The organism is Haloarcula vallismortis ATCC 29715, assembly GCF_000337775.1.
In the GTDB taxonomy this organism is placed as follows: domain Archaea; phylum Halobacteriota; class Halobacteria; order Halobacteriales; family Haloarculaceae; genus Haloarcula; species Haloarcula vallismortis.
In genome coordinates this window covers 1-16,301 of record NZ_AOLQ01000052.1, presented here as the reverse complement: position 1 = coordinate 16,301, position 16,301 = coordinate 1, and the positions used below count along the sequence as shown (strand labels likewise).

Here is a 16,301-nt window from a genome sequence, read left to right as displayed (position 1 = left end):
AAAACCCGCCTGACCTAGACGGAGCGTTGATGCTGCATGCTGCAATAAGAGTAGCTAATGATCGAGTTGCGGGTTCGGAAACCCGATGGCTGGACAACCGTCTCGTTTCCCGATGACGTTGTAGTGATTTCAGTCGCTGGTGGGAAGGTAGATAACCAGTTGTGCCTAACTCTCACCGGTGAACGGGCGGACGACCCCCGCACCGTCGAAACAGGGATCCTTGATGTTGACGAGCGCGACGAGCATCTGCTAGAGAATACGGTGCCCCGAACAGGGGACGGAACAAGTGTCGTCTTGGATCAGCTACTGCCAGAGTGACGGGCGTGTCATAGAAGGCTTCGCACAGTCTGTGTCTGAGTCTTGCCACAAATAGCGTGCAAAGGAGTCGTTCGATACATAGAAACGACTACTGCGAGGGAACGTCACATGATCTCATGGTGAGCGCGTGGGCTATACCGACTCATCCTCGAAAATTGGTTCGGGGTCGGTCTCTCTGGTCGCATCGCAGACACGGATGCGGCCGTTGGCACTCACAAATACGTTCCACTCGCCGACCTGCAGTGCCATCAACAAGTCCCCATCAGTAGCCTCGGATGGTTCCATCAACTGAGTAAGTGCGTCAAAATCTACCGACTCGTACAATGGCGGCAGTTCAGTTGAGGCAACCCCTTCAGCCTCAGCAATGGCATTGACAAACGCCTCCGTGAGCGTCCGGCCCCCGTCATTCTCGAACGTCCGGTCACTAACTACCGTACAACTCCGAGTCAGCGCTAATTTAGTGTTCCTCATTAAAGAACATGTATGTATCTCGTGCACATCTATCTGTTGTGAGGATTTGAGTTAAAATACTTGAAAGTCGTTCCGAACCGATCACCGACGGAATCGATCGGTGCTGATACACTCTCTGTATCTTGCACGACAATCGGCGACGCGACCACTAGCTCGAGAGCAGTTTCATCGAGTTCGAGAAAAGACTCGTTAGCGTATCTGCTTTACAGTAGATTATTCCCTTCCACCGCGTCGGTCGCAAGACCTGTCTGCTACGTCGCAAGACCGCGCTCGAAGCTACCGTCGGTCGTGAGCATATACCGCCTTTACCCTCCATCGCAGACACCGCTGTCTCAGGTGAACACCCGACCAATAACTGATGGACAAAAAGTGGAGCAAGGCTAACCAGCGACGGCGGGCGTCACTCTGTATCTGTTAGTTAGTTCGCTAGTAAACGCTGTCGCTGCAACGTATTGAGACCCGGTCTTCGATAGCATTGGTGCGCTTAACTCAGTGCAATACGATGATAGTTCATTTCCGAGATCCGTCAAGTGCAATCAGCAGCGCGTTTGCCCGCGCCGTCGTCCGGTACTTCCGCCACTTCCCGTCTTTCCGGCGGGTCAGGAGTCCGGCATCGGTGAGCTGGGACAGCGCGTGACTAATGGCGCTGTCGCTGACATCCAGCAGCGGCGAGAACTCACAGACACAGAGTTCCTCGTCGGCGATGTGCAAGATACGGACGATTTTGTATCGCGTTTCGTTAGCGAGCGCGGACAGCACACTGACGTCTGCTTCGAGGTCAGGACCGCCCGCGGCCGCATCCAGTTCTTCGAGTTCGGCGAGCCGCTGGGCCACTTCGGTATCACCACAGCTACCGCTTTCATCGGAGAGATACCGCTGTAATCGCTCTGTTGATGACATACGCATAGATTGAGGAGATAATAAAGTAAGTGTTGTGGACTGGATATCGAAAAGCAGTACCCTCCAAAGTAGGCCTATTTTAGTACTTACTCATTCATCTATGCACAATGGAGAACAGTAACACGTACCCGATGTTAGTGCTAATGAAGCGAGGCTGCTAGAACTCGGTATTGCGGTGTAGAAATCACGCACAGAGGTCAGAAAGCACGATATAGCAGGGCGAAATGCGTCGATACTCTCATCCGACCACCCACTTTATGCTGAGGGGTGAGTGAGATTTTGCTGACGAACTACCGGCAACTAACGGAACTGCGGGCCGACCGAAGGCTTGAAGTATATATGAGCCAACGTTCAAATGAATTCGGCAGAATAGTTCCGGAAACCGTGAAGTGTACTCGAGCTGACTTCCGACCCAATTGAACACTCAGAGAAACTATGACTGAACTCACCCTGTACGAAGAAGCGATGTGTTGTTCCACCGGTGTCTGCGGACCGGACCCCGACGACGAACTCGTCGAGGTCAGTGCCGCCCTTGACCAACTCGAAGACGAGTACGATGTCGAGGTGACGCGAGCGAACATGCAACACAACATCGACCAGTTTCTGAACACCCAGCGCATCTACGATATGGTTCAGGAGAACGGTCCATCGATACTCCCGATTACCGTCGTCGACGGCGATATCGTGGCGAAATCGGAGTATCTCTCCTACGACGAACTCGTGAGCGAACTAAGTGACACGCAGAGTCCCCCACAGGAAGCATAACCGATGAGTACACACACTGGTGCCAGAGAAATCGTCGAACCGAGCGGTGAAGATACCGAGTTTGTTTTCTTCAGCGGCAAGGGCGGCGTCGGCAAGAGTACCGTCAGCTGTGCGACGGCGACGTGGCTAGCGGACAACGACTATGAGACGCTGCTGGTGACGACCGATCCCGCGCCGAACCTCTCGGACATCTTCCAGCAGGAGATCGGCCACGAAGTGACCGAAATCGACGATATCGACAACCTCTCGGCCATCGAAATTGACCCGGATCAAGCCGCCGAGGAGTACCGCCAGGAGACCATCGAACCGATGCGGGAACTGCTCGACGACGAACAGCTCGAGACCGTCGAGGAGCAACTCAACAGTCCGTGTGTCGATGAGATTGCCGCCTTCGACAACTTCGTCGACTTCATGGAGTCCCCGGAGTACGACGTGGTCGTCTTCGACACTGCGCCGACCGGCCACACCATCCGGTTGATGGAGCTGCCCTCCGACTGGAACGCCGAACTGGAGAAGGGCGGCTCGACCTGTATCGGCCCCGCCGCTTCCATGGAGGACAAGAAGACCCAATACGAGCAGGCCATCGACACACTGCAGGACGACGAGCAGACGACCTTCGCGTTCGTCGGCAAGCCCGAGGACTCCTCGCTCGATGAAATCGAGCGGAGTGCTTCGGACTTGAGCGAACTGGGTATCAACTCACAGCTGCTCGTCGTCAACGGCTACCTGCCCGACTCGGTCTGTGATGACCCCTTCTTCGAGGGGAAACGCACGGACGAACAGGCAGTCATCGAACGGGCGAAAACCGAGTTCGACGCCGACACCACAGCAACCTACCCACTCCAGCCCGGTGAGATCGCCGGTTTAGACCTGCTTTCGGACGTTGGTGGCGTCATCTACGACGGCGAGGAAGCGACCGTCGAAATCGGCTCTGCCACGGACGTCGACACCGACCAGTCAGTCGACGTCGAGACGCTGGCCGACCCCGAGTCGGTCGCCGAACAGTTGACACCCGGCGATGACACTCGCTACCTCTTCTTTACCGGGAAAGGCGGTGTCGGCAAGAGCACTGTCGCCGCCACATCGGCGACGAAGCTCGCGGAGGCTGGCTACGAGACACTGGTCGTCACGACCGACCCGGCCGCCCATCTCGAAGATATCTTCGGCGAGCCGGTCGGTCACGAGCCTACGTCGGTCAGTCAGGCGAACCTCGACGCGGCCCGCATCGACCAGGAGAAGGCCCTCGAAGAGTACCGCGAGCAGGTACTGGACCACGTCCAGGAGATGTATGCGGGCAAGAAGGACACCGAGCTGGATGTCGAGGCCGCCATCGCCAATGTAGAGGAGGAGCTGGAATCGCCGTGTGCCGAGGAGATGGCCGCACTGGAGAAGTTCGTGAGCTACTTCGAGGAAGACGGCTACGATGTCGTCGTCTTCGACACTGCGCCGACAGGCCACACGCTCCGCCTGCTGGAACTGCCCTCCGACTGGAAGGGCTTCATGGATCTGGGTTCACTGACGAAAGGCGCTGCCCCGGCGAAGGGCGACCAATACGACGAGGTCATTGAGACGATGCAGGACCCCGAGCAGAGTTCCTTCGCGTTCGTCATGTATCCCGAATACACGCCAATGATGGAGGCCTACCGTGCAGCCGAGGACCTCAAAGATCAGGTCGGTATCGAGACAGCTTTCGTCGTGGCAAACTACCTACTCCCCGAGGAGTACGGCGACAACGCCTTCTTCGCGAACCGGCGGGCCCAGCAGGAGAAGTACCTCGGCGAAATCAAGGACCGCTTCGAGACGCCGATGATGCTCGCGCCGCTGCGTCGAGACGAACCGGTCGGGCTGGACGAACTGCGCGCGTTCGGTGACGAGATAACTGGTCTGTCGGACCTGACAGAGCGAGAGCAGGAGGTGACCATCTCATGAGTGAAGGGCAATCCGCCGAGGCCGCCGTTGAGGAGCAACTCCAGACGTTCATGCAGACACTCACTGACTCAGAGACCTATCAAGAGTTCGTCGAGGCCAGCGAAGCTCTTGAGGAGGACTCGGAGGCATCGGCATTGCTGCAGGACTTCCAGCAAAAACAACGACAGATGCAACAAGGTGGGTTCGACCAATCACTTATGAGCGAACTCCAAGATCTCAAATCGGAGATGGACGCAAACGACACGATCCAGCGCCATCGCGAAGCACAGGAAGCACTTGTCGAACTTCTTCAGGGGACCAATGACGTAATAAGCGAGGAGATCGGCCGGCAGTTCGCCCAGTCAACTGGGGGTGGGTGCTGTTGAGCACCACCGACGAAGACGTGTTAGACGCGGCCGAAGCGCTCGGTGAGGAGCTTGTAGCGATGCAGTCCGATGCGGATGACTTCGAGTTTGAGACCGTCCTGAGACAGTGCAACGAGGCTATCAACGAGGAGACTGGAATTCAGTACGACGACATCTGTGACACTGGCGATTGCTGTTGAAAGCTGATTGCGAGAAACAAGCCCATTAGATTCCATACAGCAGTTCTTCGCACTGGGGCGGGACATGTTGGTACTATCGTTGGCGATGTTTGTTTTTACCCTCGGCTTCGGCGTCTAGTTGGTCGCGCCGAATCTCAGGCATGCGTAGTCATCGAGCCGGCGACCGACTGCTCGCTCATGTTCCCGCTTTCAATCGCCCTGAGGAGAGTGGTTGGTTTGCGGATTTCTATGCGACGGCCACGAAAGTGAATTCGCAGCTTGACCGGTTCCGGACGCTACCGGTGCTGCCCATCGACGATGTTCCTGAAGAACTGGAGAGCTGTATCCACACCACGGCTCAGACCGGGGAACTGGCGGCGAAGATTGAGCGGACAGACGACCTGACCAACGAAGTCCCGCTACTATCGCTACGGACGGTATTTCGTCATCCTAGTCAGTCTTTGAACAGTTCTGTATCGAATTCGTCAGCCGATTCGCGAACGAGACGGTCCTGTCCATCATGCGCTTCGATTGCACCCTCAGTTAGTTCCGGGTTCACTTCTTCGATTGTCTCGGGCGCAACCTTCTCTGTAACTTCGAAGTCCTCGATTGGACTGAGAACACCCCATGCCGCCCCAATTGCATGAAGTACTACCGCCAGCGGTGTCAATAGCAAAAACACCGGTCATAACAGTGGGTGTTTCCTGTACGCCCACAGCCCAAATAGCATATATATGAAAAGAACAACCAACAGCGCGGTCGAAACCACTTCAAAAAACTGGATGCTGGCTGTTGCACCGGGTACCAGTGAAGCCCCAATAATTAACAGTGGAATGGCTGGTGAAAATCCCCAAGACACAACGCGAGTTAGTGTGAGTGGTTGGTACAGTAGCGGGAGAATGTGATTGTCGTTTAGTGTTCCGGACATCCATCGGCGACGCTGCTTGATCATCGCTTGCAGCGATGGTGGCGCCTGGTTTCGGAACCGGGCGTCGACGAGGCGATACTCTAAGTCAAACCGATCCGCGGCCCGCCAAATAAGGTTTGTATCCTCAGTAATCGTCGCTACATCCCACGTAAGTTCGTTTTCCAACTCGTGTCGAATTGTGAACCCGCCGCCCCATGCGTACAGTGGGTATGATAACCGGCGAAAGGCTCGTTGTTCGAACTGATATCCAATCCGAAACACCTCACACAGGTAGGCTAACCGTGAGCCCGTGAAAATCGGTTTTTCAGTAAATTGAATGAAATCGGCGTCTGGGAGGCCGGTCAGCCCAGCAACGAGTGTGTCTTCGTCGAGATATAACACATATTCCGACTCACAGGGAATCTGTCGTCGTGCCCACTCAACAGCACGCCCCTTGTTTGTGGCGTCACAACTGAACGAGTCCGGTACGACATACACTGTTGCCCCCTCGATTTCGATCTCCTGTTCAGCGATAACCCTGATCCCAGCGACACCGTCAGGGATCGAGTCGACGGTCGCTTGGACGACATCTTCCGCCCCGATTGTGAGTACACGGACTTGGACATCATCTAATCCCCATGCGTCCATCTTGCTCGAGTTCCACCCAATGCCGAGCGGTAAGACCTCCATTACCCACCAGAACGCTGAAAATGAATAGATCAATGCAACCCAAACAAGGAATGTTGTTGTTGCAAAGAGCAGTGTACTAATTGACATTAAATAGCCTGTAGCCTCTTATTAGACGGTATGTACTTGAAAACAGCGTTTGGACATAGTTCAGGACAGGGAATTGAGGAGTTGAGGACGAAAATCAAACGGACAGACGAGGATAGTCTACGAGCAGTATAAATTGATTAACAAGGAAATTGAGAGCGTTGTGGACGCAGTCGGCGAGAGAGCAGTTCCTTGAGCTATGTCTAACCGATACAGCAGCAATACTACTCCAGTCGTTGGGTAGTTAGACAGACCGGCGGCGTATCGCGAGAATGTTGTCTATCTCCCGACGATCAGGTCGACAATCCGAATACGCTCCCGTGAGGGACATCCCGTGTACCAAGTGAAATCTGGGTACTGTTACGATAATCCGACACGTCGTCGTTCATTGATCCAACCGGCGAGTATTGATATAGCACTCAGTAGTGGAGTGTATCTGTGATCAAAGCGGTCACTCAGACTGCATCGCGTTCATGTTTGACCTGCTCAACATATGTCTCAACGACGTTCTGAATTATCACCTCTCCCGCCTCAGCGGTTGCCTTCGCCGGGTCACCAAGGACGCCGTTTTCGGTAATTGATTTAAATCCGTCACTCAACAGACGAGCCGGCGAAATATCACCTTCGAGCCCAGACTCGATTTGGTCTGTCCTGACGAGACCGTCGCCAATGGCCAGTACGATTGCCGTCTCAGCAGCTCCAGCGTGGATTACGTCTTGATCGTATTCGATACCTGCCTCGCTAAGCCCCTCGTTCAGCAATTGCATATGTTCGTCAAGATCGGCGAGCGAAATCACTGTGGCGTCAAGTTTGCGGGCGATATCGGGAGCGACAGTCCTGACTGGCCCGAAATTCCCACCGTGAGTTGGGACAAGGACGATGTGTTCGAAGCCATGCTCGTCGAGAGACCGGCAGTATGACCGGATTACATCCATCAGCGTCTCGGGTGGCACGGTGATCGTGCCGGGGAACTCCATATGATGGCCCGAACAACCGGGCCGGATCGTCGGGGCGGCGAGCGCATCGCCCAGTTCTGCCGCCATTCGGCGTGACAGTTCGTCCCCGTCCAGCGTGTCCATATTCAGCGGCAGGTGCGGGCCGTGTTGTTCGATTGCCCCGACAGCCACAATGACTGTCCGTGTTCCGTTTTGGAGAGCCGATTCGACTTCTGGCCATGCCATCTCCTCAAGAGAGAATAAGTCGCGAGAAGACATGCGATTCTATCTTTCCTGTCAAAACCAAAACCTTGTGATAAGATTGATCCGATCTGAGAGAGCGTCACCCAGCGCCACCTATACTGGACGAATGGCAGCTTGTGTCAGAGGTCATCACGGCCACTTTCGTTAGTCCAAACCTCTAATTCGTACTCACGACTCGAACACTCCACAGAAAGATTGGTACGTGTCCTGACCGCAGCGGTCTTGAGGATACTCTTGCGGCTAGTGATGACGGCGAGAACATTGAATCAAACCCGTCTCGACTGAGTCTCGAAGGACTCGCGGGTTCGGCCGTCTCTTCCGGTCGATAGCCTGGTACGGCGAACTTGAGTTGTCTGGTGACCACTGTCCGGCCTCGATACCGGCAGTGATACACCGATTATCTCGTGATACCGACAGTCACATCATAGTTTTAGGCTTCAAACATATAGCCGGTCTCAGAGTCCGCCTGTAACGGTTCTGTGTGGCTATCTCGACGAGCGTTACGCCGATCCAATCAACCACAGCCGCTTTTACCAGAACCGCAACGGCTCGCCGATCAGGGTTTCATCGCCTGCAACGAACTCGACGCCCGCACGAACGTGTAGACGCTGGCTGACGCCTACTTCAGCGCTGGGCCAGCACGCTCGCCAACCTTCGTGGACAGCCCGGCCTGTTGCTGGAGGGTACCCACAGTGAGTATTCATTATGATCACAACAATATCACACCTGTTTTATATTCCTACCAGAAAGGATATCTCGGGCGACCGCTGGCACAGGACGAGTCGCCCGGTTGTTGTCAGAGGCACGCGCGGGTTCTGGGTCCAGTGACTCGCTCAGATGGGCTGTCTGGGTGAGTTTGGCAGTGACCCGAACCCAGTTAGATTTAATGAACGTCTAACAATTAGTTCTTACGTCACTAGAATCGTCTCTTCTATCCATCTAAAGGTTCTATTTGCTGTTCTTCTTTCGGTAGAATACAACACGACTAGAGTCCCAGATTCGCACAGCTGCTGCCAGAACGCACAGTTCGACCGTCTGAAGCAACAAACGGGTGTGGACAGCCATAGAAGCGGGTATGTGGATACCCAGTGGCTCTGGATATCGATGGAGTAGTCGTCGTACTAGCTCACGCCCCCAGTGATAGATTCGAATAATCCTACTGAGTCGGATCGGGGGCATCGACGATGTCTGAAGTCCATCGCCGTCGATCGATGTTATTCCCCGTAGCTGATTTCGGTGAGTCGTCCCCGCCACGCTTCCACCTTCCCGTCGGGCAAATGCCAGAGTACTTTGCCAGTCGTCGGGACTCGCATTCCGTTGTGGGTCTCGTAGTCGTGCCAACGTCCGGTCCAGGGTGTCGGTTCATATCCGTCGTCCACACGTCGCGGGCGCTGTTCGGCGTGGACCTGCGACACCTCGTCGTTCTCGGTAAAATGGAACGTGAGTGTGGCGCTGGTGTCTCCGTACTCAAGCGTCGCTTTCGCTGTACTCTCGTCGGCAGGGTTCCACTCGACACCCTCGCTGGGTAACAGTGCCGTCGGGTACCAGACCGCTTCAGCGAGATAGCGAAGCAGCTCACCACGATTCAATTCCGGGTTCGCGTCGTCACCACCGAGCGGGAGCAATCCCAACGCCGAGACTCTCGCACTGCCGTCCCCGCCGCAGTACCAGTCGCCGACCTGGATGTCGATCAGTGGCCAGAGTCCAACAGTGGCATTCCAGAAAAACCCGGGCGGGTCAGTCGTGACGTACTGGGTTGCGGTGAACGGTTTCCACGCCGATTTTGCACCTCCTGGTCGTAGTTCTCCCTCCTGTTCGAGGGCCACGGTTTCGACGTACTGCTGCCCCTCGCTGAGGACGTTGGCAAAGTAGTCCTGCACTGGCTCTGGAAGACCCTCAAAATCATCCGTGGACACCGTCCGACCGCGGCTAGTCGCGGCCAACCGCCGAAGGTCGTTCCTGTGTTGTGTGGCTCGCCGCCGCTGGAGGAGTCGTCCAGCACTGACCGCAGTTACTGTAGCCAGAATTACACTGAGGGCAATCCGGAGGACACGTGCGAGTCGCATACCCGGAAATCTATGTCCTGGCTCAAAAACCACAGCCTCGTCTGGTACTGCTGCGAGCTTGACAACTCACATCTAGAGACACGATTGACCGCTTTCTCACTGATCTCGAACACGTTGTCGACATGCGTCGCTGTGGTGCAAAAGCGGTGGAAACAAAACGGTTACACCAATGACCGGATCTGTGACAGACGGGCTGTCAGGGTCTCTTTGTCCCAAGGAAGTACCTCCTCACGCTGCTTGACACCAAGTTGTATCAGCCGAGCATCGATAGTTGCCTCATCAGCAAGCTGTTTCGAGAGCGCCCATGCGTAGAGCCGTGCTTGGAGTGTATGTCGGTTCTGTGTCGCTGCATCATTATCTTGGAAAATAATTTTAATTTCAGCTGTTTCCCAGTGACTGTCTGCCTGTCTGAAGATGACATCTGGTGTTCCCTTGACTTCTGTTTCGAGACCGTCTATCCGAAGTAGCAACTGTACCGACTCTTCGACGTACACGTCCGCTGCAGTCTGAACCTGTGCCCATAACTTCGACTGTGCAAACTGGGGACACACAGTTTCACTGATGAACGATTCTATCTGATTCCGTTCCTCATCGGACAGAGACGGGCGCTTCGCAAGTTCGTACTCCAGTGTTCGTCCAACGACTCCGTCACATTGACCGAGTGTGTCAGTCTCAACACTGTCGCGGTGACGCATTGCCGTCGCAATGACGTGGTGACTGATCTCGCCGATATCCTCCAGCCCAGCCGTCTCCAATGTGAGATCAATTTCGTCACTCATGCCCTCGTGTTGTGTCTGTAGTGGCCGACTCTGGAGGTGGTCAAGTATGTGCGTGTGTGGGTCGTCTAGCAACGGAAACAGCGTACTGGGGTTGACATACCGAGGCGTCCACGGTGGCGGTTGCTCGGCTGGTACGGCTGTGATTGCTGGTGCCAGTGGCTCACTCTCGGATACTTCTTCGCTGTCTGCGGTCTCGCGATGGACCCGAATAGGGATTTCCTCCCCTGCTGGCGTATTGCAGGAATACGTCTCCGGGACTGTTGCATCGAAGTCAAGCCCCTCTCGGAGAGTGTCAATCCAGTAGTCACGTGGAGCCGGTTGCTCGCGCTGCTCTGGAAGTGGAATCACCACATGGTCACGCGCCCGTGTGAGCGCCACGTAGAGTAATCGCCAGCGACCGGCCCGGTGTGCGTGGGCGAGCGTCGAGAGCGGCTGTGACCCCGCCAGACAATCGTCAGCGGCCCACCGTTGGCTTATCCACCGGAGACCAGCATCGTAGTCCCACGGCCGACAGTCAATCGTGTAAATGCCATGCTCGAAGCCAGGGAGCGCTGGTGTTGTGGCTGTCGTCTCACTTTTCGGTGGTGCCAGCGCGACCGTTGATCCCTGGGCACTAAGTGTGTCGACGTGTGGGCCCATCTTGCCGATATGCTGGCCGATGTCGCCGAGTGCGATGACGTCGTCTTCGTCACCTTTCATCTGGAAGATTGTTTTGAAGACAACGTCGTAGTCCTGCTCACGAGCAAGTGGGAGCTTCGGTCCACTTTTCGGATTTGCATGTACTTGTTTGAGCCTTGCCACCAGTCTCTCGAACGAGTTGGATGCGTCACTTTCCAACTGTCCCACATACGTCAACAGGGCATCTAGGGCAGTCACTCGCTGTGTTGGACTTTCACTCAGATCGAGTGGGTCTGACCACAGGTCAAGTTCCGTAATGATGGCCTCGATGACTGCCGTGGGTGACCCGGCCTCAAGCGTTGCTTTTTCAGCCACAAGGTTGTCGAGCCCATGAGCGAATGCAACTGGTGGTCGGTCCCCATCTGTTTGGTCGACAATTGCACTGAGCGATGGCCCATAGAGTTCGAACACAGCTGGTATTTTTGTCCCAGAAATGACGGTCTCGGAGAAGACCGATTCAGAATCGGTTCCGCGTAGCAGAGAACGCAATTCTGCTTCGAGATCTGGGTGTGAAAGCGCCGTACAGACTTCGACGACGAATTTGACCAGTGGGTGTGTGAACAGGTCTTCTGTAGCGTTACCGACTGAGAGACCGACACGCTCGAACGCGTGGGTGTAGGCTTGGAGATTAGTTCGCTGGTGGAATAGCACGGTGACTGTCGGGTCGGTGTCTGGCTCGGCTTCGTCCGCGAATCGTCCACTTGCGAGGCCATCCGCGATGGAACTAGCAAGGATGTCCGCCTCACCGCCCCCGCTATCTGGCGCAATATACTCCGCGCTGCCAGGACTGGCCGTCGTCGAGAAGGCCCCGATATGAACGTTTGGTGCTGCTGTCTGTTCACGGGTCGGCTCAAGCTTGGAGTAGCGCTGAGTGACAGTCTCGGTAGCGCCACGAGCACTGTCGGTGAAAACATCCGTAAATATCGCATCGATGGCAGCTGCAATATCTGGCCGACAGCGGCGCGTCCGGTGTTCGTATACGACGCACTGTTTGTCCCAATCGACGCCGAAATATCGGCCGTCGTCTATCGCTGTCCGGAACAACGCAGGTTGGGCGTTCCGCCACAAGAAAATAAGCTGTTTGAGATCCCCGGCAAGGAGTACGCGCATGTCTCGATCAGCGAGAGGGGACAGTGCAGCACTCTGGACTGTCGAAACGTCTTGTGCTTCATCAACGACGACAACAGACAGTTGTTCGGTATATCGGTGCTGCAGCCGAGTCCGGAAGCGGCCCTCGAAAGCATCATCGGTGAAAAAGCGGGCGACCCAGTGCGCAGCATCGAGGTGTGATGCCACTGCTTGCTCTCTTGTCACAGTATCGTACACGTCAATATAGGCGTCGAGTAGTGAGCAAAGATCCGCAATTGCTGTTGACCACGACTCGAAGAGGGACCGATCAGACGCAACTATATCGGATTTTCTCTGATCGTCGACTCGCTGTTCATACGCCGTCGCTGTCTCCTCGTCGACGAACTGGTCAACGGCCATTCGAATGTCGGCAAACGACGCTGGTCTGCCTGTGGGATACGTCTCTTCGACAATCGTCTTCAGTTGCCGCTGGAATGCCGACACCGAGAGTTGCCGTTCGCGACACGCAACTTGTGCCTTTCTCAGTATGTCACCCGCGTCATCCTGATACGCTCCATCTCCGGGATAGGCCTCTGTCAGCCGTTCAAGATGGGCTGCATATCGTGGCTTCTCACGCAGTCGGGCGAGACACTCGGCACGCACACGCTGTAACTCCGAATTCTCACCGACAGTTGGACCTTCGGAAAACCCGACTTCCGCCGCAATCGACTGAAAAATGGAGCCGAGAAAGCTGTCGACAGTCCCGATATTGCTCGCGTGTTGGACACGCCGACCGAGTGCCTGTGCAGCCTCGACTGATATCTCATAGTCGACTGTTGGGTCGCGTGCCAATGTCTCGAGGGCCTCTGCGATACCCGGCCCGATACTCGCTGCATCATCGCGTGTAAACGAGATGAACGCCACCCGTTCTTCGGGGGCATCAACGCCATCGAGAGACGCTCGGATAAGATACTCTGCAGCGATAAACTCTGTCGTCGTCGATTTGCCCGTGCCGGGGTCAGACATCTGGATGAACAGCCCTGCGTCGTGCCCGAAAAACTCGTCTCGAATATCGCGTTGTGCGCCATCTAATCGAATATACTCGTTCTGTGGCTGCTCGTCAGTCACGGTATCTCGGCTCATCTAGACGCCTCAGTTGGAAGCACGGTTGCGAGTGCCGCTGGCGTGGTTTGTTCTGAGCTGAGCAGTCGGTCCGTTGCTGTTTCGTCGACGCGCGTTGTCTCAATCGCATCAAGAAACGGGGATCGCGGTCGTGAGACTCCGTTGGCGTCTCGGTGGTGCCGTGTACAAATCACCTGTTCAGTTGCTGTCGAGACTGCATCTACGAAGTGGTCGTACTCGCGAGCTTCTGTCCAGCGCTCACGCGGTGCCAGTGACCGGATTGGGCCGGACTCACCAGCAAGAATCGTCTCACGAACTTCGGCAGGAAACAGTCCATCAGCAGTCTGTGGCCACTCTCCATCAACGAGGCCAATTGCAATGACGTAGGGAACGCGACGTAACCAGGTATCCGTTGCATCAGCGACATCGATTACTGCTGCATTCGCGTGTTCACGCCGTCCTGGTTTTATTCTCGCAATTGTCTCGAAGAGGTACTGAACCTCCTCCCACGACTGCTCACTGTAATCACGCCTGAGCCACTGTTCGTATTTCGTAGCTACCTGCGGGACCATCTCTTCAAGGCGGACGAGCGCACGGGCTGTTTCCGTCGTCTCGGCCAATGTGTCAGTATCTCGGTCACGATGTGCCGGCAAGACACGGGCTCTGAATGCCTCAATCAGTGGATTAAACGTTTCCTCCACATCTGCTGGGGCGGGTGATTGGGGGCACTCTGATAGCCATTCAACAAGCGATACAGCCGAGGCAGTGCCAGTAATTTCTGTGTTTTGAGTGAATGTTTCCTGCCATTCTTCGAGTGTGAGTGGATCGCATCCGTGAAGCTCCCCCTCTAAGGCAGTAAGCGTCCGCGGGGCGACACTGCTGTCAGGTGCATCTGGTGAAACCCACTCGCATGCAAGGGGCTGAAGCAGCGTTTGAGCAGGAATGTGATCGTTTTTCTGAGCAAGGAGGGTACAGAGTGACTCGATCAGTGTGTAGGGAATCGTCTCTCTCACGCTCAGTTGCGTCCACACCGAGAGAGACTGCCCATAGTGATGGGCTGCACGCTGCAGTTCGTTCTCATAAGCGGCGACATCACGGGCGACGAGCAAGATATCACTTGGTGACACGCCAGTACTGCGTAACTGATCGACAAGTGCCAGTGCGAGACGTGCTTCGTGACTCCGCGTCGGTGTGACAAACTCTGGGGCATCAATCTCAAGCGACGATGATTGGTAGCTCTGTACAGCTGCCGGTGGGCGGCCACAGAGCCGAGCGTCAATTCGAGGTCCGGTCCCGGCACGGAGAAACAGATGCACATCGACTGCGGTCTCGGTAGCGATACACGACAGCAGGTCAAAGAGCGGTGCTTCGATCGAACTCACGCCCGCAAGATGAATCCGCTCGATAGCAGGATAGATGTTGTTCCAGATGTCTTCCCCGTTTTCGCGGAGGACTGCTGTCGCCTTCCGCAACACACTATCGGTCGAGACTGCGCCGTCAGTAACGGCATCGAGACGCCGGTTAGTTGCGATTGCACCGTCGATGCGATCAACTGCATCTTGCCGAGCGAATGGCTGCACGTCAGTAAGACTCTCTCTGAATATCGCTAACCGTTCATCATCGTACGCGGTAATCGCTTCGACTGCCCGACGCGATGCCTCAATATCTGCTGCGTGTGAACTAAGATGAGACCCATACAGTGGAGTGAATGCGTCAAATGTACCTGGTTCAGTCTCAAGCAATGTTTCAAGCGAACGAATCCGGTCAAGACGATCAAGCGCTTTGGCCTCACCAGTTGTCGCTTCTAAAACCTCGCGTGCAATTTGACCTGGACTGACAAACCGCATCGAACTCCGTGGTTGATTCTGCGCTGCCAGTCGGTGTGTAAGATTCCGCTGGTGGAACTGAACTGGCGTCACAATCAGGTCAGTCTGCGTTGTTGACCGCTCTGCGAATGTCAGAAGATGTTCAGGATTGTGAATATGGGTCGTAAAGATTGGTGTCTCTGAACCGTGCGAAAGCGATGTTGTCACGCGCTATCTCCTACAAACCGCAGTACGTGACCAACTACGAAGTGAGGGAAAAGACCGGAGAGACCATACATCAATTACACTTATAAACACCTGACACCGTAATAAAACCGTTGACAGTACGCTTGGAACCGAGTTGCTGAGAAGCGTTCAGGCGGCGACCAGCGGGGTTTTCTGCCGGCTAAAATTCGTCCAATCGAAGCCGTGGTATAGCCGATATGTCAGAACCGACGCTGTTGTGTGGACAGTCCGTTCGAACCTCGTCGGTACTGGCCTTCCCCTCGAACTGTCGTGCCGAGCATGATGTTCAGAACTTCAGCCTTGCCAATCTCCCGCAGGTACTCTTCCTCTCCGGTAGCTTTCGAGTCATGAGTCAAGGTTTGTGCACTGAGTGATAGCTGTTGGTACGGCACCAACCAGCGAGTCAGTCGCTAGTAGTTAGATGATTATCAGCGTGTCAGAGACGACTCACAGATCGTGAAAGCGATCTGTTCACTGAATGAGTTAACTGCTTATAAATACAGAAAACCCACTCGGGAGAGATGTCTCTCCTGAGTGGGCTAAGAGGTATGAATGGTGGCGGCGAACCGCGTTTCCCAGAGGCTCGCGCACTCCAGTACTCCCCGGAACGCTGGTGGGCTTATCTTCCGTGTTCGGGATGGGTACGGGAGGCAACCCCACCGCTGTGGCCGCCTAACGTCGAGTCACGGAATCGAACCGTGAACGTACCAGTCTCGATCAAACTCCACCGTGTGTTCGTGCGATCCAGATT

11 protein-coding genes, 1 rRNA gene and 2 pseudogenes are annotated in these 16,301 nt (G+C 55.3%); 6 read left to right on the top strand and 8 right to left on the bottom strand.

Annotated features, from left to right (window positions below; genetic code table 11):
* Window positions 1-57 precede the first annotated feature (57 nt).
* Window positions 58-318: a hypothetical protein gene (locus C437_RS12215; RefSeq protein WP_049919768.1), complete on the top strand. Its 261-nt coding sequence runs from the start codon at window positions 58-60 to the stop codon at window positions 316-318.
* Between the two features lie 132 nt (window positions 319-450).
* On the opposite strand, the gene C437_RS20365 is transcribed toward C437_RS12215, so the two are convergent.
* Window positions 451-789, bottom strand: coding sequence for a HalOD1 output domain-containing protein (locus C437_RS20365; protein WP_004517269.1), 339 nt, complete (start codon window positions 787-789; stop codon window positions 451-453).
* Between the two features lie 510 nt (window positions 790-1,299).
* On the bottom strand, window positions 1,300-1,689 hold the full coding sequence (locus C437_RS12205; RefSeq protein ID WP_049919767.1) for an ArsR/SmtB family transcription factor: 390 nt from the start codon (window positions 1,687-1,689) through the stop codon (window positions 1,300-1,302).
* 435 nt (window positions 1,690-2,124) lie between these two features.
* Here C437_RS12205 and arsD point away from each other — a divergent pair, with 435 nt between their 5' ends.
* The 4 genes from arsD to hcsS are packed head-to-tail and all read left to right on the top strand — an operon-like array spanning window position 2,125 to window position 4,927.
* Window positions 2,125-2,454 carry an arsenite efflux transporter metallochaperone ArsD gene (gene arsD / locus C437_RS12200; protein ID WP_004517267.1) on the top strand — a complete coding sequence of 110 codons (330 nt, stop codon included), beginning with the start codon at window positions 2,125-2,127 and terminating at the stop codon, window positions 2,452-2,454.
* A gap of 3 nt (window positions 2,455-2,457) precedes the next feature.
* On the top strand, window positions 2,458-4,383 hold the full coding sequence (gene arsA, locus C437_RS12195) for an arsenical pump-driving ATPase (RefSeq protein ID WP_004517266.1): 1,926 nt from the start codon (window positions 2,458-2,460) through the stop codon (window positions 4,381-4,383).
* Window positions 4,380-4,748: a halo-CC-star protein HcsL gene (gene hcsL / locus C437_RS12190; protein WP_004517265.1), complete on the top strand. Its 369-nt coding sequence runs from the start codon at window positions 4,380-4,382 to the stop codon at window positions 4,746-4,748. Before arsA ends, hcsL begins: the two co-directional genes overlap by 4 nt.
* A complete protein-coding gene (hcsS, locus tag C437_RS12185; RefSeq protein WP_004517264.1) occupies window positions 4,739-4,927 on the top strand; it encodes a halo-CC-star protein HcsS in 189 nt (62 codons plus the stop codon). Before hcsL ends, hcsS begins: the two co-directional genes overlap by 10 nt.
* Before the next feature lie 433 nt (window positions 4,928-5,360).
* Here hcsS and C437_RS12180 read toward each other — a convergent pair.
* Together C437_RS12180 and C437_RS12175 are read right to left on the bottom strand one after the other, a co-directional pair.
* Window positions 5,361-6,590 (bottom strand): annotated as a pseudogene (locus tag C437_RS12180) (glycosyltransferase family 2 protein).
* 452 nt (window positions 6,591-7,042) lie between these two features.
* Window positions 7,043-7,801, bottom strand: a complete 759-nt coding sequence (locus tag C437_RS12175) for a creatininase family protein (protein ID WP_049919766.1) — start codon at window positions 7,799-7,801, stop codon at window positions 7,043-7,045.
* 471 nt (window positions 7,802-8,272) lie between these two features.
* On the opposite strand from C437_RS12175, the pseudogene C437_RS20950 reads away from it, so the two are divergent.
* Window positions 8,273-8,388, top strand: a pseudogene (locus tag C437_RS20950) (DNA-binding protein); the annotation flags it as partial.
* Window positions 8,389-9,000: 612 nt separating this feature from the next.
* Here C437_RS20950 and C437_RS12170 read toward each other — a convergent pair.
* The 4 genes from C437_RS12170 to rrf all read right to left on the bottom strand — a co-directional run bounded on the left by C437_RS12170 (window position 9,001) and on the right by rrf (window position 16,226).
* Complete coding sequence (locus C437_RS12170) at window positions 9,001-9,852, bottom strand: DUF6920 family protein (RefSeq protein WP_074655005.1); 852 nt, start codon at window positions 9,850-9,852, stop codon at window positions 9,001-9,003.
* 161 nt (window positions 9,853-10,013) lie between these two features.
* A complete protein-coding gene (locus C437_RS12165) occupies window positions 10,014-13,520 on the bottom strand; it encodes a UvrD-helicase domain-containing protein (RefSeq protein ID WP_004517261.1) in 3,507 nt (1,168 codons plus the stop codon).
* On the bottom strand, window positions 13,517-15,079 hold the full coding sequence (locus C437_RS12160; protein WP_004517260.1) for a PD-(D/E)XK nuclease family protein: 1,563 nt from the start codon (window positions 15,077-15,079) through the stop codon (window positions 13,517-13,519). Before C437_RS12160 ends, C437_RS12165 begins: the two co-directional genes overlap by 4 nt.
* A gap of 1,024 nt (window positions 15,080-16,103) precedes the next feature.
* Window positions 16,104-16,226 (bottom strand): 5S ribosomal RNA (rrf, locus tag C437_RS12155).
* Window positions 16,227-16,301 lie beyond the last annotated feature (75 nt).